Origin of the sequence: Lactobacillus sp. UMNPBX16, assembly GCF_002553775.1 — a bacterium.
Classification (GTDB): domain Bacteria; phylum Bacillota; class Bacilli; order Lactobacillales; family Lactobacillaceae; genus Lactobacillus; species Lactobacillus crispatus.
Genome location: NZ_PCYU01000012.1, coordinates 1 through 21569, shown reverse-complemented (window position 1 = coordinate 21569; position 21569 = coordinate 1). Strand labels below are relative to the sequence as shown.

17 protein-coding genes, 2 pseudogenes and 1 riboswitch are annotated in these 21569 nt (G+C 39.5%); of the genes and pseudogenes, 11 read left to right on the top strand and 8 right to left on the bottom strand.

The window, feature by feature from the left end; translation table 11 throughout:
• Positions 1–3 precede the first annotated feature (3 nt).
• The 4 genes from CP367_RS03175 (at position 4) to CP367_RS03160 (ending at position 4940) form a co-directional block, all read left to right on the top strand.
• Positions 4–756, top strand: coding sequence for an SLAP domain-containing protein (locus CP367_RS03175; RefSeq protein ID WP_005718484.1), 753 nt, complete (start codon positions 4–6; stop codon positions 754–756).
• A gap of 130 nt (positions 757–886) precedes the next feature.
• Complete coding sequence (locus CP367_RS03170) at positions 887–2656, top strand: SLAP domain-containing protein (RefSeq protein WP_089145700.1); 1770 nt, start codon at positions 887–889, stop codon at positions 2654–2656.
• Positions 2657–2883: 227 nt separating this feature from the next.
• Positions 2884–3858: a ribose-phosphate diphosphokinase gene (locus tag CP367_RS03165; RefSeq protein ID WP_005724087.1), complete on the top strand. Its 975-nt coding sequence runs from the start codon at positions 2884–2886 to the stop codon at positions 3856–3858.
• Positions 3859–4019: 161 nt separating this feature from the next.
• A complete protein-coding gene (locus CP367_RS03160) occupies positions 4020–4940 on the top strand; it encodes an ROK family protein (RefSeq protein WP_089145699.1) in 921 nt (306 codons plus the stop codon).
• A 68-nt stretch (positions 4941–5008) separates the two neighbouring features.
• Here CP367_RS03160 and CP367_RS03155 read toward each other — a convergent pair whose 3' ends face one another.
• Both CP367_RS03155 and CP367_RS03150 read right to left on the bottom strand, forming a co-directional pair.
• Positions 5009–5281: a hypothetical protein gene (locus tag CP367_RS03155; RefSeq protein ID WP_089145427.1), complete on the bottom strand. Its 273-nt coding sequence runs from the start codon at positions 5279–5281 to the stop codon at positions 5009–5011.
• Positions 5282–5315: 34 nt separating this feature from the next.
• Positions 5316–6689 carry an HD domain-containing protein gene (locus CP367_RS03150; protein WP_089145698.1) on the bottom strand — a complete coding sequence of 458 codons (1374 nt, stop codon included), beginning with the start codon at positions 6687–6689 and terminating at the stop codon, positions 5316–5318.
• A 114-nt stretch (positions 6690–6803) separates the two neighbouring features.
• Here CP367_RS03150 and CP367_RS03145 point away from each other — a divergent pair, with 114 nt between their 5' ends.
• From CP367_RS03145 to CP367_RS03125, 5 genes are all read left to right on the top strand, one after another.
• Positions 6804–7208 (top strand): DUF1934 domain-containing protein, encoded by a 405-nt coding sequence (locus tag CP367_RS03145; RefSeq protein ID WP_089145697.1) that lies wholly within the window; start codon positions 6804–6806, stop codon positions 7206–7208.
• Between the two features lie 46 nt (positions 7209–7254).
• A complete protein-coding gene (gene rpoE, locus CP367_RS03140) occupies positions 7255–7809 on the top strand; it encodes a DNA-directed RNA polymerase subunit delta (RefSeq protein ID WP_089143451.1) in 555 nt (184 codons plus the stop codon).
• A 116-nt stretch (positions 7810–7925) separates the two neighbouring features.
• The gene (locus CP367_RS03135) at positions 7926–9545 is read left to right on the top strand and encodes a CTP synthase (protein ID WP_065989821.1); all 1620 of its coding nucleotides are present in this window, start codon (positions 7926–7928) and stop codon (positions 9543–9545) included.
• Positions 9546–9676: 131 nt separating this feature from the next.
• On the top strand, positions 9677–10972 hold the full coding sequence (locus CP367_RS03130; RefSeq protein WP_005725365.1) for a UDP-N-acetylglucosamine 1-carboxyvinyltransferase: 1296 nt from the start codon (positions 9677–9679) through the stop codon (positions 10970–10972).
• A 68-nt stretch (positions 10973–11040) separates the two neighbouring features.
• Positions 11041–11565 carry a GNAT family N-acetyltransferase gene (locus CP367_RS03125; RefSeq protein ID WP_089145710.1) on the top strand — a complete coding sequence of 175 codons (525 nt, stop codon included), beginning with the start codon at positions 11041–11043 and terminating at the stop codon, positions 11563–11565.
• 54 nt (positions 11566–11619) lie between these two features.
• Here the strand turns inward: CP367_RS03125 and CP367_RS03120 are convergent, their stop codons facing one another.
• From CP367_RS03120 to CP367_RS10675, 6 genes and pseudogenes are all read right to left on the bottom strand, one after another.
• Positions 11620–13044 carry a C69 family dipeptidase gene (locus CP367_RS03120; RefSeq protein ID WP_098043530.1) on the bottom strand — a complete coding sequence of 475 codons (1425 nt, stop codon included), beginning with the start codon at positions 13042–13044 and terminating at the stop codon, positions 11620–11622.
• An 86-nt stretch (positions 13045–13130) separates the two neighbouring features.
• On the bottom strand, positions 13131–13943 hold the full coding sequence (locus tag CP367_RS03115) for a helix-turn-helix domain-containing protein (RefSeq protein WP_098043529.1): 813 nt from the start codon (positions 13941–13943) through the stop codon (positions 13131–13133).
• 149 nt (positions 13944–14092) lie between these two features.
• Entirely contained in the window at positions 14093–15379 is a 1287-nt protein-coding gene (locus tag CP367_RS03110) for a nucleobase:cation symporter-2 family protein (protein ID WP_089150298.1), read from the bottom strand.
• 5 nt (positions 15380–15384) lie between these two features.
• Positions 15385–15963, bottom strand: coding sequence for a xanthine phosphoribosyltransferase (locus tag CP367_RS03105; RefSeq protein WP_054832677.1), 579 nt, complete (start codon positions 15961–15963; stop codon positions 15385–15387).
• 71 nt (positions 15964–16034) lie between these two features.
• Positions 16035–16132, bottom strand: a riboswitch (purine riboswitch).
• Between the two features lie 64 nt (positions 16133–16196).
• Positions 16197–16379, bottom strand: a pseudogene (locus tag CP367_RS10940) (XRE family transcriptional regulator); the annotation flags it as partial.
• Positions 16380–16475: 96 nt separating this feature from the next.
• Positions 16476–16574, bottom strand: a pseudogene (locus CP367_RS10675) (XRE family transcriptional regulator); the annotation flags it as partial.
• A 219-nt stretch (positions 16575–16793) separates the two neighbouring features.
• Between CP367_RS10675 and guaA the strand changes: the two are divergent.
• Complete coding sequence (guaA, locus tag CP367_RS03095; protein ID WP_199160534.1) at positions 16794–18347, top strand: glutamine-hydrolyzing GMP synthase; 1554 nt, start codon at positions 16794–16796, stop codon at positions 18345–18347.
• A 912-nt stretch (positions 18348–19259) separates the two neighbouring features.
• On the top strand, positions 19260–21569 hold a 2310-nt coding region (locus CP367_RS03090; protein WP_143469217.1), incomplete at its 3' end, for a YSIRK-type signal peptide-containing protein.

The window sequence follows — 21569 nt, the reverse complement described above, 5'->3', positions numbered from 1 at the left end:
ACTATGAAATTAAGTCATAAGTTAGTTATGGTTTCAGCAGCTGTTTTGATGGGTGTTAGCCCAGTATTAGGCATGGCAGAAAATACTGTATCTGTTCAAGCTGCTACTAAGAGTACTAATGGCGTACATAATACTTACGGTAAAAACAGCAAAGTTAAAGTAACTAAGACTATGAAGTTTGTCGACCGTAATGGTAAGAAAACTTCTAAGACTGCTCCTAAGGGTGGTAGCTACACTATTTGGAACGTCAAGAATATCGACGGTCAAGTTTACTACAGTATTCAAACTGATTTGAAGTACTGGATTCCTGCAACTGCAACTGAAGGTACAGTAACTTATAAGTCAGGCAATACTACTTATACTTTAAAGAGTGATGGCAAGAAGGTAACAACTTCTACTTCAACTAAGAAGGCTGTTAAGAAGACTAATTCAAATAAAAACACTAAAAAAGTAGTTAAAGAATCAACTAAGAAAACTGCCACTAAGACTACTAAAAAAAGCAACTCAGAAAAGACTACTAAGAAAACTTCATCAAAGAAGACGCCAGTGGCTAAGGCAGTTAAGATAACTACTAAGAATAAGGCTTACGTTTACGACAAGAATGGTAAGCGTGTAAAAAACTATTTAGGCACTAGTTACATTGGTAAAAAGATCACTGTTAAAGGTTTAGGTACTAAGACCATTAATGGTGTTAAGTATTATGCTTTGCAACCAAATCATTATTACATTAAAGCTTCAGATGTAACTGTTAAGTAATAATTGATAGGAAAAAGACACTTTTTCGTTATGAAAAGATGTCTTTTTCGTTTCTAAATTGGCAAAAAAATATTTTAGATCTACAATATATAAATGAACTTTAAGTTTAGTAAGAATGAGGTATTTATCGATGAAATTAAGTCATAAATTAGTTATGGTCTCAGCAGCTGCATTGATGAGTGTTGCTCCACTTTTGGGTACTGCAGAAAACGTCAACACTGTTCAAGCTGCTCCTAAGAAGACTACTTCAAAGAAGGCAGCAAGCAACAAGATCACTTTGGTACGTAATGCTTATGTGTACGATAAGAATGGTAAGCGTCTTGATAAGTACATGGGCAGTGCAAAATACACTACTATTGCTAAAGGCGTAACTGTTACTTCAACTGGCACTAAGACTATCAATGGTGTAAAGTACTACGATCTTGGCGGTGGTGCTTATATCAAGGCTGTTAACGTAGATGGTAAAGCTGCGTCATCAACTTCATCACTGTCAAAGGGTACTAAGGCTAAGTTTGTTTCTAACTCATACATTTATGACAAGAACGGTAAACGTATCAGCAAGTACCAAGGCAAATCTAAGTTTGTTAAGGGTGATTCAGTCACTACTTACGGTATTCAAACCATTAACGGTAAGAAGTATTACCAACTTGACAAGAAGGGTACTGCTTTTGTACGAACTGTTAACATTGATGGTAAAACCACTTCAAACCAAGAATCATCTGTTTCAAATGATGCAGAATCAACTAAAAAATATGACTACTCATTAAAGAAGAATGCTTATATTTATGATAATAATGGTAAGCGCATCAACAAGTACCAAGGCAAGTCTAAGCTTTTAAAGGGTGCCGCAATTGATGTTTATGGCATTGAAACCATTAAGGGTAAGGATTACTACCAACTTGACAAGAAAGGCACTGCTTTTGTTAAGGCAAGTAATGTAACTAGAACCGTTAAGGCAACTTCAATTACCATGAAGAAGAATGCTTACATCTACAATGGTAACGGTGACACCAAGAAGAAGACAGTTAAGAAGGGTAAGACTGTTAAAGCTACTGAAGCAAGATACATTGGTACTAAGCTTTACTACAAGATTAGTGATAATCAATTCGTTAAGGCTGCTAATGTAGGTAAAATTTCAGGCCCAGAACTAGAACCAGTTAACGAACCAGATGGTGCTGCTACTGTTGATACTGGTGATGATACTGTAGATCCAAACGTAACCAAGGTAACTACGATTAATGTTGCTCCACTTTACAACATTAAGGGACAACCCGATAACGTTAGAGCATTTGGCGAAGGTCAAAGTCAACAAGTTTCAGAATTGAGATATATTGCAACTTCTGCAACTGCTACTCCAGAATTATTCTATAAATTATCAAGCGGTAGAGGCTATTTAAAGGATACAGACGTTGCTGTAAGTGGTAAGACATTAACTCCTGTTAACACTCCAGAACAAGCTAGAGAAGACGTTACTGTTGCCACAGCAGCTAACAAGGCTAAGTTGCTCCAAGACATTAATGAAGCAACTAGCGTTAAGAGTTCAGAAGCTTACAAGCTCGCTTCAAGTGATGTAAAGGCTGCATATGACAAGGCAATCAGTGATGGTACAACTGTTAACAACGATGCTACAGCTACTATTGCTCAAGTTAACGAAGCAGATGCTGCTATTGTTAGTGCAAAGGCTAAACTTGATGGCAAGAGAGTTGCTGTTGCTAACATGACCAATTTAACTTCAGATGAAATAGCAGCTATTATTAAGGTTGTAGCTAATGCTAATAATGTAGCAGAAAGTTCTGTTCAATTAACTACTAACGGTAGTTTATCAATTAGTGTTAACGGAGCTGCACAAATTTTGAACTTAGGCGATTATGTAACACAAGCTGCAGTTGCAAACAACTAAAAATATATAAAATAAGACGTAGTATCTAAAATGACACTACGTCTTATTTTTTAGGATATTTTCGTTGTACTAGAAAGTACAAATATATTCTAACTTTTTTAGCGATTAATAGTTAGTGCTTTTTTATGGTTGCGGCAAAATTCTTGCTATAATTAAGGAGAATGTGGTTCTTTTTAGAGCAACTTTTGCTAAAATAGAGCTGGTTAAATATTTTTACGGAGGAAATTATGTCCTATAAAGACGATATGATGATCTTCGCCCTTAACTCAAATGTACCATTAGCACAAAAGATTGCGGATCGTGTGGGTGTTCCACTTTCCAAGTCTAGTGTTGAACGTTTCAGTGATGGCGAAATTCAAATTAATATTGATGAAACTGTGCGTGGTAAAGATGTCTACCTTGTACAATCAACCAGTAAGCCAGTTAATGACAATTTAATGGAATTGTTGATTATGATTGACGCTGTACGTCGTGCAAGTGCTCGTACAATTAACATTGTGATGCCTTACTACGGTTATGCTCGTCAAGATCGTAAGACTCGTGCTCGTGAACCAATTACTGCTAAATTGGTTGCAGACATGCTTCAAGCTGCAGGTGCTGATCGCATTCTTTCACTTGACTTACATGCACCACAAATTCAAGGTTTCTTTGATATTCCAGTTGATAACTTAATGGGTGCTCCACTTTTGGCAGACTACTTCTTGCGTAACGGCTTAGAGAAGGACGCCGTTGTAGTTTCACCAGACCACGGTGGTGTTACTCGTGCTAGAAAGCTTGCTGAATTCTTAGGTTGCCCAATTGCCATCGTTGATAAGCGTCGTCCAAAGGCTAATGTTGCTGAAGTTATGAACATTATCGGTAACGTTAAGGGTAAGCGTGCTATCATCATTGATGACATGATTGATACTGCTGGTACTATTACTTTAGCTGCTCAAGCCTTAATTGATGCAGGTGCTACTGAAGTTTATGCTAGTGCAACTCATGCTGTTCTATCTGGTCCAGCTATTAAGAGATTGAACGATTCACCAATCAAGAATTTGGTTTTGACTGATTCAATCAATCAACCAGCAGAGAAGAAGCTTGACAAGATGCTTTTGGTATCAGTTGGTCCATTGATGGGCGATGCTATTAAGTGTATCCAAAACCATGAAGCACTTAGCCCATTGTTCAACACTAGATACGAAGCTGACAAGAACAAGTAAGATAAAATTTGATAATAAAAAATGGCTAGCCGAGAGGTTAGTCATTTTATTTTTTTTGGAAAAAATCATCACCATTTATAATAAATAAGAGTGTATTAAAATACACATGAGAAACATCTATAATTAGAGATAGATGTTTTTCATTTAAAGAGGATAAAATTATGACACAATATTTATCATTCGATATTGGCGGGACTAACTTGAAATATGCATTAATTGATCAAGAAGGGCATATTCTTGAAAAAGACCGGGTAAAGACTAATACTGAAAACCTAGATGCATTCATGCAGACGATGTATGAAGTCGCCGACAAGTATCAAGGAAAGTTCGCTGGTATTGCAGTCTGTGCTCCTGGTAAGATTGATACCAAGAATAAAATTATCTATTTTGGTGGAGCCTTGCCATTCTTAGATGGCTTGAATTTAGAAGAGACTTTAGGTAAAAAATATGATGTACCAATTGGCGTAGAAAATGATGGTAAAGCAGCTGCTTTGTCAGAGCAATGGCTAGGCGAATTGCATGACGTCAATACTGGGATCGCAATTACCTTAGGCACTGCTGTTGGCGGCGGTGTCATAGTTGATAATCGTATTTTACATGGCTGGACTTTTCAAGCTGGCGAATTGAGTTGGATGATTACGAATTCAAGTATTGGTACTAGGAATATGGCTGCTTATGCTGGCTTTAGTTGTTCTGCGGTTAATATGATCAAAAAAGTTAACCTGGCTTTGGGGAATATCGATCTTGATAACGGCTTGACCGCGTTTGAGGCAATTAACAATGGTGATTTAAGAGCACTAGCCGTTTTTAAACGCTATTGCCGCAATGTAGCAATCATGATCCTCAATATTCAGGCAGTAATCAATGGCTCTAAAGTAATTATTGGTGGCGGGATTAGTGCACAGCCAATTTTGATTGAAGAAATTAACAATCAATTTGATAAAATTTTGCAGAATAATCCAATGTTGAATAATCAAGTGATTAAGCCGGTGATTGTGGCTGCTAAGCATGGCAATGATTCTAACTTATATGGTGCACTTTATGCCTTATTGTTGCAGTTAAAGGAAAAAGAAAATAATTAGTTTTTTTAGACGAAAAAAATAGGGATGCTAATTTACTGCATCCCTATTTGTGTGAAATGATTAATTAACTAGTCTTTGCTGGAAATAGCTTTGGCAATTGCCACGCTGGCACTAGCAACACAGGCAACCATTGCGGTTTTACAGCTAATCTTAACTACATCTTTGACTAAATCCTTATTTTCATGGATAAAGTCAAAGGACATCTTAGTATAATCCATGCAGTAACCATGGACTGTGTTCATTAAATCTTTTACTTGAGTATAACCACTCTTAGCAGTTTTTTCTTCAAGTTCTGGATTAATTTGAGTTCTTACATCTGTATTTAAATCATGTCTGTTCATCATAAATACCTCGATTCTAGGATTTACCTTAATTTTACTTCTTTTGCTCACGTTTTGGTCTTCTCAAATATCTTAAGGCACCATTCTTAATATATTTTTGAAATTGCTCATAAAGTGGATCGAAAATTTGCGGCTGATCTTCATCGTGACTGAGCATAGTTTTAGGGAAGAAGAAGCGTTCATCTCCTTGGAAAGTACCATTTAATGCGCGAACCAATGGGCTGAGTTGGGATAACTCAATCATGCTGCTGTCGTCTTGCATAATTTCAATTTGACTATTAGCATTTTTCCCCGTTGGCTTATAAGCATCATATGGTTCATCGAATGCGGAATTGGTAGCGGTATAGTAGTCAGGATTAAAGCCAGCTTGCTTGATTAGGCTCTTGAGCTTAGGTAAAAGATTTTTGGTTTCTTCATCGATTCGGACACTAGCTAGCGGTTTTCTGTACAAGTAACGCTTGGCTAGGTCAGATAAGATTGGATCTTGTGCCTGGGTCCACATAGAAAAATTAGTTTCCATTACTCCATCATCAAGCTTTAAATAATCGTCTAAAGTCCAATTGCCTTCAAGGAATTTAGCCAAGCTAGGTGTAACTTGCAGATTTCCCTTTTTATAAACAGCTTGAGCGCGCTCTAAAAGGTGATGCAAGATGACTTCCATTGAGCGTCCTACGCGGTGGAAGTAGACCTGTTGGTACATCTGATAGCGTGACACGATATAGTCTTCAACGGCATGCATCCCATTGTTGGTAAAACAAATACCATTTTGATAAGGACGGATTACCCGTAAAATTCTTGATAAATCGAACCTACCATAGTTAACTCCGGTGAAATAAGCATCCCGCTGCAAATAATCCATCCGGTCAGCGTCAGCTTGACTTGAGATCATTTTAACCACTTGCGGATTAGGATAAGTCTTAGCGATTACGCTGGCGACTAATTCAGGAAAGTTAGGTGCAACTTGTTTTAATGCATGGTTAATTTCTGTATTAGGGTCAGTAATGATCTTTTGTCCAATTTTTTCATGATTGGTGCCAAAAAGGTGCTCGAATGTGTGCGAATAGGGTCCGTGACCGATGTCATGAAGCAATCCGGCACATTCTACCAGTAATCGATTATCATCGTTCCAAAGACCGTCTCCTGGCGTAATTGAGGGATATTTTTTGCTAAAGATATCGCAAATTCTTCTCGTTAATTCATAAACGCCTAAGTTGTGCTCAAATCTAGTGTGAGTTGCACCTGGAAAAACATAGCTAACCGGACCTAACTGTTTAATGCGACGCATGCGTTGAAATTCTTTAGACTTCAGTATGTCCAAAACAACTTTATCTTCAATATGAATATAGCCGTGAACCGGATCACGGAGAACAACCTCTTGTTTTAATTTTTCGCTTTGAAATCTTGCCATAAAAATCCACCAAGTTTAATTTATTAATTTTTTGAACTATATATAATAAAATAGATTATATCTAACTAAAATTATATCAGAGATATAGTAATAATGTTTAAAGGGGGCGCTTGTTTGACAGCAATTACGATTGATTTGACTAGTAAAATTACTCAAGACGATGAGACAGAGACTTTTACGCGACATGCGCAAGGGCAATTGACTGAAGAAGGCGACGTTACACGGATCTCTTATGCCGAGGAAGGCAATATTCCGGTAAAGATGCTCCTAAAAGAAAATGAATTGTTGATTCGCCGCGGCGTTGACAGCAATAATTATTCTTTAATGAAATTTATTCCGGGTGAAAAAGGCAACTGCCGCTATGTAGTTGAAGGGCGCCGCATGGACATGACCAGCGTGACTAACTTGCTTGAATATCAGAGTCAAGATGATGGTTCACGTAAACTTCGGCTTGAATATGACCTCTTTAATGGACTATACTTAATAGGTAACTATGCAGTCACGTTGATTTTTACTTAAACGCCTAGTAGAATAGTAAAGATTGTAAAAGAGAGGACGTACAGCTGTGGGATTAGACAAATTTAAAGACAAAAACCGCGATGAATTATCAATGATCGAAGTTGCACGAGCAATTTTGGAAGATAATGGTAAGAGAATGGCATTTGCCGATATCGTTAATGCCGTACAAAAATACTTGAATAAGAGTGACGAAGAAATTCGTGAGCGTTTACCACAATTTTATACTAATATGAACACTGATGGTGAATTTATCTCAATGGGTGAAAATGTTTGGGCACTTCGTTCATGGTTCCCATATGAATCAGTTGATGAAGAAGTTAACCACCCTGAGGATGAAGAAGAAGACGATTCACGTAAGCACCATAAGAAGGTTAATGCCTTCTTAGCTAGTGCAACTGGTGATGATGACATTATCGACTACGATAACGATGATCCAGAAGATGACGACTTAGACGCCACAGACGATGATACTGATGACGATTATGGCGACGAAGATTCTGATTATGATGAAGACAACGACGATACTGATGATGTATTGCCAGATGGCATTGAAGGTCAATTGTCACAATTAAATGATGATGATGACGACGAAGATAATTAATTTGCTTGACTTAAGAAGAAAAAGCAGATAATATTTTTGTTGGGCACCCTATGTGCGTTTAGCTCCCCGTTAGTGGGAGCTTTTTTGTTTAAAGGATAAGTTAAAAGGAGCAGAACATGACAAAATACATCTTCGTAACTGGCGGTGTCGTATCTTCACTTGGTAAAGGGATTACTGCATCAAGTTTAGGTCGACTTCTTAAGAATCGTGGCTTGAAGGTCACTATGCAAAAGTTTGACCCATATATTAATATTGACCCAGGTACAATGAATCCATACCAACACGGTGAAGTTTATGTTACCGACGATGGTACAGAAGCTGACCTTGACTTAGGTCACTATGAAAGAATCGTAGATGTTAGAACTAGCAAGTATTCTAACGTAACTACTGGTAAGATTTACCAAGAAGTTTTGGAAAAAGAACGTCGTGGTGACTACCATGGTGCTACTGTACAAGTAATTCCTCATATTACTGACATGATCAAAAAGAAGATCATGCGTGCAGCTTTGACTACTGATTCAGATGTAATTATTTCTGAAATTGGTGGTACTGTTGGGGATATCGAATCAACTCCATTCATGGAAGCTATTCGTCAAATGCGCCGTGAAGTTGGTCCAGAAAATGTAATGTACATTCACTGTACTTTGGTTCCACTTCTTCACGCTGCTCATGAAATGAAGACTAAGCCAACACAACACTCAGTTGCTGAGCTTCGTAGTATTGGTATTCAACCAAATATGCTGGTACTTCGTGCTGAGCAACCAATCGACCAAGAACATAAGGATAAGATTTCTACTTTTACAGACGTGCCTGTTGATCGAATCATTGAATCAATTGATGCTCCTTCATTATTCGATGTGCCTTTGAACTTCCAAAAGCAAGGCATGGATCAAAAAGTCTGTGATTTCTTACACTTAGAGAGTCCAAAGCCAGAAGCTGACATGGAAGCTTGGAAGAAGCTTGATGAACGTGCTAAGACTTTGAAGCATCACACTAAGATTACCTTGGTTGGTAAGTATGTAGAGCTTGAAGACGCTTATATTTCAGTTACTGATGCTTTGCAACATGCTGGTTATCTTTACAACACTAAGATTGATGTTGATAAGGTACAAGCTGAAGACGTAACTGAAGATAATATTGCAGAAATCATGAAGGATTCAGATGGTTTGATTGTCCCTGGTGGTTTTGGTACTCGTGGTCTTGAAGGAATGATTACCGCAATTAAGTATGCACGTGAACATGACATTCCATTCTTAGGTATTTGTTTGGGGATGCAGATGGCTAGTGTTGAATTTGCACGTGACGTGTTAAATCTTGAAGACGCTAACTCTGCTGAAGCAGAACCAAACTGTAAGAACAATATCATTGATATTATGGCTGACAAGCGTGATGAAGAAAATATTGGTGGTACTTTGCGGTTAGGTATTTACCCAGCTACTCTTAAGAAGGGAACTAAGACTCGTGCGGCTTACGATGATCAAGATGTTATCCAAGAACGTCACCGTCACCGTTTCGAATTTAACAACAAGTACCGTCAAGCATTTGAAGATGCAGGCATGGTCTTCTCAGGTGTATCACCAGATAACCGCTTAGTTGAAATTATTGAATTACCAAAGAAGAAATTCTTTGTTGCAGCTCAATATCACCCAGAATTTTTGAGTCGTCCACAACGTCCAGAAGGCTTATTTAAGTCATTTATTGGTGCAGCTAGTGGTCTTCCAGCACAAGAATTTTAAAGTAATTAAAGTTTGATTATACAAAATCTTAAGAAAACAAGAACTGAGAGACCTCAGCTCTTGTTTTTTTTGTAAATATCCTTTAACATTATTATGATTAATTGAAAGTAGAAAAGGATTTGTTTTCGCCAATGAAGCAGATGATAATTCATGGTGGAAAGCCCCTGCAGGGTGATGTTTGGATCGGTGGAGCTAAGAACTCAACAGTTGCTCTTATTCCGGCATCAATTTTATCAAGAACACCAGTGACCTTGGAAGGCGTCCCAAGAATAGCTGATGTGGTTAACTTGATGGACTTGTTAAGTGAGATGGATGTACATTGTGATTTCGGTGAAACCACTTTAAGAATAGATCCAACTGATATCAAAATGAGTCCGTTGCCAGCTGGTAAGATTAAGAGTTTGCGCGCTTCATATTACTTTATGGGTGCGCTACTTGGTCGCTTTGGCAAGGCAGTAGTGGGCTTCCCTGGTGGTGACGATATTGGGCCACGTCCGATTGACCAACATATTAAGGGCTTTGAAGCCTTAGGCGCTAGCGTAAAAAATGAAAATGATCAAATTATAATTACTGCACCAGAAGATGGTTTGCATGGAGCAAAAATTCATTTAAAGATGCCATCAGTTGGGGCAACGATGAATATTATTATGGCTAGTGTGACAGCACAGGGCCAGACTATAATCGAAAATGCCGCAAAGGAACCGGAAATTATTGATTTAGCTACCTTCTTGAACAATATGGGGGCAGTTATTCGTGGTGCTGGTACTGACTCTATTCGAATTGAAGGGGTGGAGCAGCTTAAAGCACAGATTCCTCATACGATTATTCCAGACAGAATTGAAGCAGGGACTTATGTTGCTTTAGCTGCCTGTATTGGTAATGGCATTCGCATTCATAATATTATCGAAGAACACCTTGATTCATACCTGGCTAAAGTTGAAGAAATGGGTGTAGTAATCGATTCAGATGAAGATTCTTTGTATGTTTACCCAGCGGGCGACCTAAAAATGGTCCAGGTGAAGACAGATGTTTATCCTGGTTTTGCGACAGATTTACAGCAACCAATTACACCGCTTTTATTAACTGCTAAAAGCGGTGAAGGTGTAGTAATCGATAATATTTATCCTAAACGGATTGGTCATATTGCTCAGTTGCAAAAGATGGGAGCCAATATTAAAGTTGAAGATAATATTATTTTGGCCCATCCAACTAAGCAGTTTCATGGTGCGGAAGTAACTGCAGGTGAGATTCGGGCAGGTGCCTGTCTGATGATTGCAGGCCTGATGGCTGATGGTACAACAACGATCGACAAGGCTGGTAATATCTTGCGTGGTTATGATCGGGTCCAAGAAAAGCTGCGTCAACTTGGAGCTGATGTAACTATCAAGGATGATCCTGCTGTACCGGGTATTTTAGATAATATTTAGTAAATAAAAACCACATGGAAAATCTCCGTGTGGTTTTTGTAATGATATGTCGATTTGTAGGTGAACAAATGAGTTTAATTTTTACAAGACGTGCACAAAATTCAGATGTGGATAAAATTGTGCAAATTTTAAATGATGCGATTTCTTTTTTAAAGGAAAGTGGCTCATCGCAGTGGCAAAGTGGCTACCCTAATCGAGCAACTGTAGAAGATGATATTAAAAATGGGTGTGCTTGGGTATTAACTGTGGATAATGAAGTTGCAGGTTATGCGGCAGTGGTAATTGGCCGTGAGCCAACTTATGCGGATATTGAAGGCAAGTGGGAAAATAATGTGGACACCTATGCGACAATTCACCGTATTGCAGTTTCTAGTAAGTTTAGAGGAATGCATTTGAGTCAATTTTTCTTGAGCAATATTATTTCTCTAACTTATGCACAAGGAATTCACAATTTTAGAATTGATACAAGCCGGAAAAATAAAATTGTCCAGCACATTGCAGTTAGTCATAATTTTATTGAACGAGGGATTATTCAAGTAACTGAAGATCCGGTTGATTCAAGTAGAATAGCTTACGAGTTGAATTTAAGGTAATGAAAAACCACATGGGATGTGAATTCCATGTGGATTATTTTTTTGCTTTATTTATTAATCAAGCAAGTCGTATTTCAAAGTCATTAAACCATGACCTTCGTCAACCATTTGACCAAGCAGTTCAACAGTGTTGTTATAAACTGTATCAGACATCTTTTGGTTAGCAGCAATTAATTTGTCTTGTAAATCCTTACCTGAAAGGTTCTTTGCTTCTTTGTCAGTATCATGTTGGATCTTGTGACATTGTGCTAAACTCTTTTGTTCAAAGGCATCTTCAAGTTCACCGTAAACGCGGTAATTAGTATCGCCTAATTGAGCAGTCAACTTGTTAAGCCAGAAGATCTTGTTCAAATTAAACTTAGGTGTTGTTTGCCAAGCTTCTGGAGTAGTAGTGACGTTAGTGTAGAATGGCACCATTGAGTTGAAAGTATTTGGTCCAAAGGCTAACCACTGTACGCCAGCGATTTCTGCTGGAACGTCATTTCTAATTTGCAAAATGTGAGTTTCGAAGTTTCTGTTAATACCGATTGGACGGAAGGTCTTCTTTTGTTCAGCGGTACCTTGATCGCCATATGCATCGTATGGAGTGTCTTGGTAGTGTGAACTTTCGGCCCATTTAATATCTTCGATTGAGATCAAACGATTAGCATGGCAGATAAAAGGTTGATCTTGATCTGCTGGAGTGCCACCAAAGTCTGGATCGAAATAGTTGTGAATATACCAAGCACGAGGATTATTGTAGTGAGCATCCTTAATAGTTGAAGAACCAAAGATGTGGCGCATGTTGTAGCCTTCACGGTCTGGATTCAAGTGATATTCTTCGATTAAATCCTTTAGGTCTGCTGAACAAGCAAAATTATCAGAATCGTTGAAGTCGAAAGTATCAATATTCAAACGGTTTGGTGCAATAACATATGCATCATCTGGGATACGGCGTGCAATCCAATGATGACCACCGATAGTTTCAAGGTACCAAATATTGTCCTTGTCAGAAAAGGCCATGCCGTTCATTTCGTAAGTACCGTATTTTTCAACTAAATAGCCGACACGTTTAACACCGTCAAAAGCTGAGTGCAAGTATGGTAAAGTCAAAGTGACGAAATCTTCTTCACCAAGACCACCTTCACTTGGGTCAAGCAATGGGTCTACGCCTTGAATACGTGAATTAGTAGTAATAGTTTCAGTAGCGGTCATTGCAACGTTATCAGCGTTGATACCAGCAGCACCCCAGATACCATTTTTACCTGAAACATCAGGTGCTGAAGTATAGCGTAATGGTGTTTCTGCTAAATCAGCGTCGTCAATCTTTTGTTTAGAAATTACACTAGTGTAGTGCTTAGGTTGGTCAGCTGGATTAACAGCTTTAAAGCCTTCAGGGATGATGACGCGACCACCGTCTTCACTACGAGCGATCATCGTAGAGCCATCAATAGTTGCTTTTTTACCAACTAAAATAGTAGTACATTCTGTTTGTTTCATTGGATCAGTCCTTTACTTTTATTATGTTTAAATTATTTCCTAATAATATTGTATGCAAAAATAATCCGATAAGCCAAAGAATATAATTAATTTCCCCGAAAGGCATTTGGACTAACACCGCTATAGCGTTTAAATGCCTTGGAGAAGGTAAATTCATCGCCGTAGCCGACTTTTTTGGCAATTTGCTTTAGATTGTGTGTGGTATTAGTTAATTCTTTCTTAGCGGCTTCCATGCGCAATTGCATGAGGTACTTTTGTGGCGATAATTTAGTGTTTTTTCTGAACAAAGCGTATAAAAAGCTGCGTGATACGCCTAATCTATGACAGAGTTCGACAATATTGCAGGTAGGATCGGTATAATTTTGCTTGAGATAGTTAATGGCAATTTGATACTGATCATTTTTCGGTGTTTTGCGGACTGGTGGATGGTTAGGAAAGTCTTTTATTAGATGATAAAAAAGTTGATAAGTTAAAGCTGAAATTTTTAAATTGTTTAATAAGGTCTTTTTCTTCGCCAAACATTGATAAAGGTCATCTAGGGTTTGATAAAAGGCAGTTTTTTGAATTTGACGCAAGAAATTTTTATTAGGTAAATTTGATGCCTTGATGCTTTCATTAACGCCGTTGCCAGCTAGGCCAATCCAGAAGTATTCCCAGGGTTCATTGTGGTCAGCTTGAAAGGAACAAGTTTGACTGCGTGGAACGTAAAAAAGATCGCCAGCTTTTAATTTAACTGCGTGGTGTCTACTAGAAGTAAAGGTACCAGTTCCGCTAATAATGTAATAAAAAATATCGTTTTTACGAAGATTGTCACCTTGAAAGAATTCATCGGGCTGACATTTTTGTCGACCATAAAACATGATGTAGCTTTCAAGGTTTTGAATGTTTAAGTTAGGCATGGATTCCCTCACTTTAAAAAAATTACGTTACTTCTATTATAAAAGAGTTTTTGCTTAAAAGGTGAAGAATGAAAAACGACCACATTAAGCGGTCGTTCGTGAATATTTATAGAAAATTATGATATGGAATTATGAAATGAAAAGGTATTTTACTTATTGGCACCACTTCTTCCGTTGAATAATAGGTTAAGCAGAGTTGCACAGATGCTGGCTACGACGATACCGTTGCCTAAGAACAATTGAATGGTTTGGGGGAGAGTTTGGAAGATTTGAGGATAGACAGTCACGCCCAATCCCATCCCGATTGAAATGGCGACAATTAGAATATTGCGGTTGTTCTCAAAATTAACTTTAGTTAACATTTTGATTCCTTGAACGGCAATCATTGTGAACATGACCAACATGGCTCCGCCTAAAACTGAGTCAGGAATGATGGTAACTAGAGCACCGATTTTAGGAAGTAAGCCCATGGCCATTAATAAACCAGCAGCCCAGTAAATCGGACGCTTAGTCTTAATGCCGGATAATTGAAGCAAGCCGACATTTTGAGAAAAAGTAGTGTAAGGGAAGGTGTTGAAAAGCCCACCGAAGATTTGTGCTAATCCTTCTGCACGATAACCTTTTTTGAGATCTTCTTCGGTAATATCTTGATGAAGTAGGTCGCCAATGGCAAAGAAGACGCCAGTGGATTCGACCAAGGAAACTAAGGCAATGATGATCATGGTCAAACAAGATGACCATTCGAATTCTGGCACCCCGAAGTAGAAAAATTGAGGCAAATGGAACCAAGAGGCTTCGGCAACTGGCTTTAATGAAACAAGCCCCATGCAGCTAGCGATTAGAGTACCAACAATTAATCCAATTAAAACGGAAATGGAACGTAAGAATCCTTTAGTCCAGACTTCGATGGCAATGATGATGAGGATGGTAATAAAGGCAGCGATTAAATTTTTCGCATCACCGAAGTCTTTGGCTTGTGCGTTTCCGCCGCCCATATTTTGGAAAGCGACCGGAATTAAAGTTAGCCCAATTACTGTAATTAAGGTCCCAGTAACTACTGGCGGGAAGAGTTTTTTGATTTTTGAAAACCAGCCAGCAATTAGAAAGACAAAGATTCCAGCAACGATAATGGCACCATACATCGTGTTAATTGAAAACTTCTGCCCGATCATTTCTAAGGGAGCTACCGCTTGAATTGCACAGCCCAAAACGACTGGCAAGCCAATTCCGAAGTATTTGTTGCGGAATAGTTGAATTAAAGTGGCTAAACCACACATGAAGATATCAATCGAAACTAGGTAAGTCATCTGTGTGCTATTGAAGTGTAGTGCCGTACCAATTAAAAGGGGAACGGCAACTGCACCGGAGTACATTGCCAGCAAATGTTGCAAACCTAGGACAGCAGCTTTTTTGTGACTAACTTCTTTTTGTGCCATTTTAATTATTCTTCTCCCTCGAAGTGTACTTGATCATTTTCAAAGCTATCGATTTTAGCTAGAGCTTCAAAACGTAGACCTTCTTTTTCTACCCATTCGCTACCACCCTGGAAAGTTTTGGCAACAACGGCACCAACGCCAACAATGTTACAGCCGGCTTGCTTGGCGATGTTAACCATGCCTTTGACTGCTTCACCGTGGGCAACGAAGTCATCGATGATTAAGATATGTTCGCCTGGGTGCAAAAATTTTTCTTCAACGCAGATCTTATTGTTGACCTTCTTGGTGTAAGAAAAGACGTCAGCCCAATAAACTGCATCATTCAAAGTAGATGGCTTTTTCTTTCGGGCAAAGATCATTGGCACGTGCAGTTGGTAGGCTGCCATGACACCAGGAGCAATCCCAGACGCTTCACAAGTTAAGACCTTATCGACTTTTTCATCTTTAAAAAGGCGGGCAAATTCTTCACCAACATGCATCATTAGTTGCGGATCAACTTGGTGATTCAAAAATGAATTAATTTTAAGCACATTTCCAGGTAAAACTTCACCATCTTGTTTAATTCGATCTACTAATTCCTTCAATATTATTCTCCTCAAGAAAGAAATAAGGACTTCTTCTACCTAAAACAGGTAAAAGAAGTCCTTAAGATTATTCTTAACTTTCATTCACCTATAGTCCGGTATTTACGGTACCGGGTAGAGACTGTCGACCTTATTTCGACGATATATAGATATTTGTGTTGGCTTAATCTTAACAGAATATATTGCCGAACACAAGTGGAAAATTAAGGATTAATGTTCGATTATAGTAAAAATTATTCAGCTGCGATATCGTTATGGCACAGACTGATGATCTTTTCGATAATGCCATATAAGATCCCCGCGATTGGCCAGATGATCCAGCTGCGTTCCCAATCATTGGTAATGAAGCTATATCCTAGATAAAGTAAGACTGCTATTAACCAATAGAGTGTGGCGTATTTGTTCATAATTTTGCGACCAAGTTTTTCTTAGGAGTGTAATCATCTGTTTGTAATAAAATGTTGTAGCTGTCCATAATGATATTACTTTTGACAAAGAAGAACACACCGATTGGATACAGCTTGCCGACTGACATTCATCTTTTCAGCTAGTGCTTCTTGAAAAAGATGATTTTTCTTGTGTAATGCCGCAATTTTTTGACCTAATCTCATGATTGATCGTCCTTTCGTTTTGAAATAATTTCATTTAACGAAAATTTGCGGTTGCAGACCACCACTTTTTAATTGCATTTAGCGCAACTAGTAGTTGCAACTGCTGGTTGCTCAAGATAAAAGCCGAACAATGAATAGCTATTTTTAACTTTTTGATTGACCTTTTTAATTTTTCCTAGTAGAGTTAGTTAAAAATGCGTAATTGAAAAGAGGGAGTAAATAGTGGCTAAGAATCTAGACGATTTTGACAAGATTATTGTTCTTGACTTCGGTAGTCAATATAACCAATTAATTACCCGCCGTATTCGTGACTTCGGCATCTATTCTGAACTTTTACCACACGATCTTTCCATGGAGAAGATTAAACAGATCAATCCTAAGGGAATCATTTTCTCAGGTGGTCCTAACAGTGTTTACGATAATGGTGCATTAAAGGTTGATCCTGCAATCTTTAAGTTGGGTATTCCAATTTTGGGTATTTGTTACGGGATGCAATTAATGTCTCATGACTTAGGCGGTAAAGTTGAACAAGCTGAAAACAAGGAATATGGCCGCGCCAACATTACGGTTGAAGATCCAGACAGTATTTTGTTCAATGGCTTGCCTTCAAAGCAATACGTTTGGATGAGCCACGGCGACTTGGTAACTCAAGCTCCAAAGGGCTTCGAAGTAACTGCCTCAAGCAAAAACTGTCCAATTGCGGCAATTGCTAACCCAGCTAAGAAATTTTATGGTATTCAATTCCACGCTGAAGTACGTAATTCAGAATATGGTTTAGACATCTTGAAGCACTTTGCTTTTGAGGTTTGTGGTGCTGAGGCTAACTGGACCATGAACGACTTCATCGACATGAAGGTTGATGATATTCGTAAGGAAGTTGGCGACAAGAAAGTCATCTTAGGTCTTTCGGGTGGTGTAGATTCTAGCGTTACTGCTACTCTTTTACACAAAGCAATCGGCGATCAATTAACTGCAATTTTTGTTGATCATGGAATGCTGCGTAAAGACGAAGGCAATCAAGTAATGCAAGCCTTGAACAAGGATCTTGGTGTTAACATCATTCGGGTTAATGCCCAAAAGAGATTCTTAGACAAGTTGAAAGGTGTAACTGATCCTGAAAAGAAGCGTAAGATTATCGGTAAGGAATTCATCGAGGTCTTTAACGAAGAAGCTAAGAAGTTAAAGGATGTAGATTTCTTAGCTCAAGGTACGCTTTATACTGATGTTATCGAGTCAGGTACCAACACTGCCCAAACGATTAAGTCCCATCACAACGTTGGTGGTCTTCCTAAGGACATGCATTTCAAGCTGATTGAACCACTGCGTAAGTTGTTCAAGGACGAAGTACGTGAACTTGGTGAAAAGCTGGGCATTCCACATGACTTAGTATGGCGTCAACCATTCCCAGGCCCTGGTCTTGGTATTCGTGTTCTTGGCGAAGTTACTGAAGACAAGCTTAAGATCGTGCGTGAATCTGATGCAATTTTGCGTGATGAAATCAAACGCGCAGGATTGCAAGAAAAGATTTGGCAATACTTCACAGTTCTTCCAGGCATTCGCTCCGTTGGAGTAATGGGCGATGGACGTACTTATGACTATACGATTGGTATTCGTGCCGTAACCTCAATTGATGGGATGACTGCAGATTTTGCCCAAATTCCATGGGATGTACTTGGTCACATTTCAGATAGAATCGTCAATGAAGTAGATAACGTTAACCGCGTAGTTTACGATGTGACGAGTAAGCCACCTTCAACGATTGAATGGGAATAATTTCGTACCTTAATAAGAAGAGGGAACCCCAATATGACAGCATTTGAAGAGGGTCAATATTAGTAAAAAACACGGGTTAAAAGTAAGTTGTCTACCGAAAATTGAATATTTTTGCTTACTTTTGTTGAAAAGTAAGTGACTGTTGTCCTACTTATCGTCAGTGATAGGTGGGGCATTTTTTGTTTCTGTTTGTTGACACAAAAGAAATGCTGAAATCCAAACGGAGCAGTCTGTTTGATCGTTGTTGTTACTTATGACGAAAATATAAGTAAATCAGATATGAAATCTCGAAATGACCTTGAATGAAATCTCAAGGTACTCATTCTCGAATGCAATATCTGATCGGTCGCTAGGGTAAAGGGAAGACTATCAGGCCGCCCTTTCAAGCAGTATATAATATAATTAACAAATTGGTATATATCAATTGATACTGAGCAGAAACTAACCCGACGATTCATAAATTTAGTCAGCCGTTGTCGGTCGCAACCGAAGGCTGAAAATTTATTTTGCCGGGACGGCAAACATGAGGGGGTCATTGCACGATGAAGCCGTTAAAGGATTCATCAACTTCAGTTACACCGTCAACAACTAGAACGGGATAAGGAAACCGAAATTAAGCGGAAAAGGCAATGAAGAACCATCTCTGTATCAAAGATTCAAGCTAAAAAGTCAGTACTTCATGAAGGAAACGACTTAGAGTTATAATTTAAACATTATTTCTAGTACCACAATATATGAAAAGAGAGCAGTGAGATTGCGTCTCACTACTCTCAATCGCGAAACGGTGTTATAATATTATCAGATTGAAGAAATATTATACTCAGCAATTAGGCTGATAACTTAACGGTAGCACTCTTGTTCTGGTGTACTGCAATACACTACTAGTTATTAAATTGGGGAGTAAGAATAACGATGAAGCAACTTAAATTTTTAGAAACTAAGCGGACACCGCGTTATAGTTTACGTAAGCTTAACGTTGGTGTGGCTTCCGTATTATTAGGAGTAACCATTTTTGGAATTAACTTTACAAATCATTCTGTAAAGGCAGCAACCAATATTGATCAAACTACTAAAGACAAGTTGAACCAAGCAGCTACTGATGCAGCAGATAAAGCAAAAGAAGCTATCAACAAAGCTACAACAAACAATGATGTAGCTACTGAACAAACTGATACTCAGAAAGCAACTAGTGCAACAGGAAAAGTTCAACAAAGTAGTGCAAATAACAATGCAACAGCTAATAATTCTACAGAAGATGCGACAACCTTACAATCTGCACCAAAGACGCAAGGTAGCGCTGGCTCGGGCGCGTATGGTTCGTCAGCGACTGGGGTAGTAAGTAGATCACAGGACAGCAACAGTCAGGCCGCCAGTGCGACCAGCTCTGCTGCGACCGACAGTCAAGCAGCCCCGGAGACCCAAGTGCCAGCGCCTGCGGCCAGTCAGAGATCAGAGTCGGCAAACTCGGGCAATGCGACCTCCTCACCGGTCAGCCAAGCGGGGACGGTATCGGCTAACCAGACTTCAAACACCAGTGCGGCTGGTGCACCGGCTTCAAGTGATCAAACCGTGACGGTGGATGAAACTACGCTTCCAGCGACCCAAGCGGCAATACTGTCGACCAATTTAGCTAGGTCAACAAAGTTCAAAGTGGGAACAAGACAACTCCATTCAGCAATACGGTTTTCCAAGTTAGCTAGGTTAACAAGTAGTGAGACTGACACGACGTTGCCACCAACGACGCAGACGTATACCCCAGTGGAACAACCGTTGCTATCCGATTACGGGCTCCACGTAGATGTGAAGGGAAACAGAGATGGTAACACTTGGGTCGATAAGACGGTGGCCACGGGAGTCTGGAATTATCCTCGTTATACGCTGGATACGATTTTTGGGAAAAAGGGGATCATTACCAAAAATTCCGACAAGTATTTCTTTGCGGCGTACGTTGATTATAGTGAACAATATCACCGGGTAATCCTGTTAGCGCGGGGCCAAGATCCAAGTGATAAAAATCTGTACAGCTACACGATTCACACTTTTAAGCAAAACACTTCCACGACGACGACTAAGCCCGGGGAAAGCATCAAAGAGCAATATACTGGGACCGGTGGCAGTACCCATGATTTAATTTTCCAAAACTATGGTGACTCCTTCTCAGTTAAGTTAGTTGGCCGCCTTAAAAACGGCTATGGGCTGTTGCCAGTCTTTGATGGAGGCTTATTGGACCCTACGTACGGCTCTAATACTTTAGATCAAAATGATAGGGCGGCCAAAACGGAGTCAATCAGTTTCTGGGCAAGTGCGATCCCACAGGAAACTTCGACCAAGGTTAGATACGTGGACCAAGCAACTGGAAAAGACATTGTTCAACCAATGGAAATTAAGGGCTTTGGTTATCAAGGCTTCAAAGTTAATGGTGAGGCTCCAACGGTTAAGGGGTATAAGTTGGTATCCAAACCTGAGTTCCTGCCCTCAACTAATAAAGCCTCAGCTTATGAAGACGGTACGATTTCGCCATATAAAGTTGGGCAAACTTATGATTTAGCTTTGTCGGATAGTGTCGTAATTAAGCAAACGGTGATTGATACCAATGGGACCGTGAGGGCGACTGCGTACTATAAGGGGCGTCCACTATCGACGTACTATAAGGGGCGTGCACTATCGACGAGTACCAGCAAGGTCTTGGGGCGTGAGAGCAACAACGATCAGATGAGTTTTGTTACCCCGGATAAATCGTATACTTACACCAACCGAATTGGTCAGGTCGCTGACAGCTATATTTACTACTATGCCAAGGACAGCGATCGCAACGGCAGCGAAATCGACATGCGGCTGCACTTCATTGATGTGACGGGCGTTAACAACAGTTCCTACGCACCGTCCGATGGGCCAGAACTTGATGCTGATAAAGTTCAGACCACTCATGGCAACATTGGGGAAAATTACAGCTTTGCCTACACGGTGCCAAAAGGTTATGACCAAGTTGGTACCAGTGACGTCACGGGGAAGTACTCAGTGACGCACCACGATGCTTATGTTTATGTAACGGCAAAAACGCCAACGGCGGTTAAGGACCCGGTCAAGACGAATGAAAACACGCCTTTGACGGATGGCCAAGCGAAGGACGCGATTGCCAACAACTCTGAGTTGCCAGATGGCACAACGTACACGTGGAGTAAGCAGCCAGACACAACGCAGCCCGGACCCTCAAACCAACCA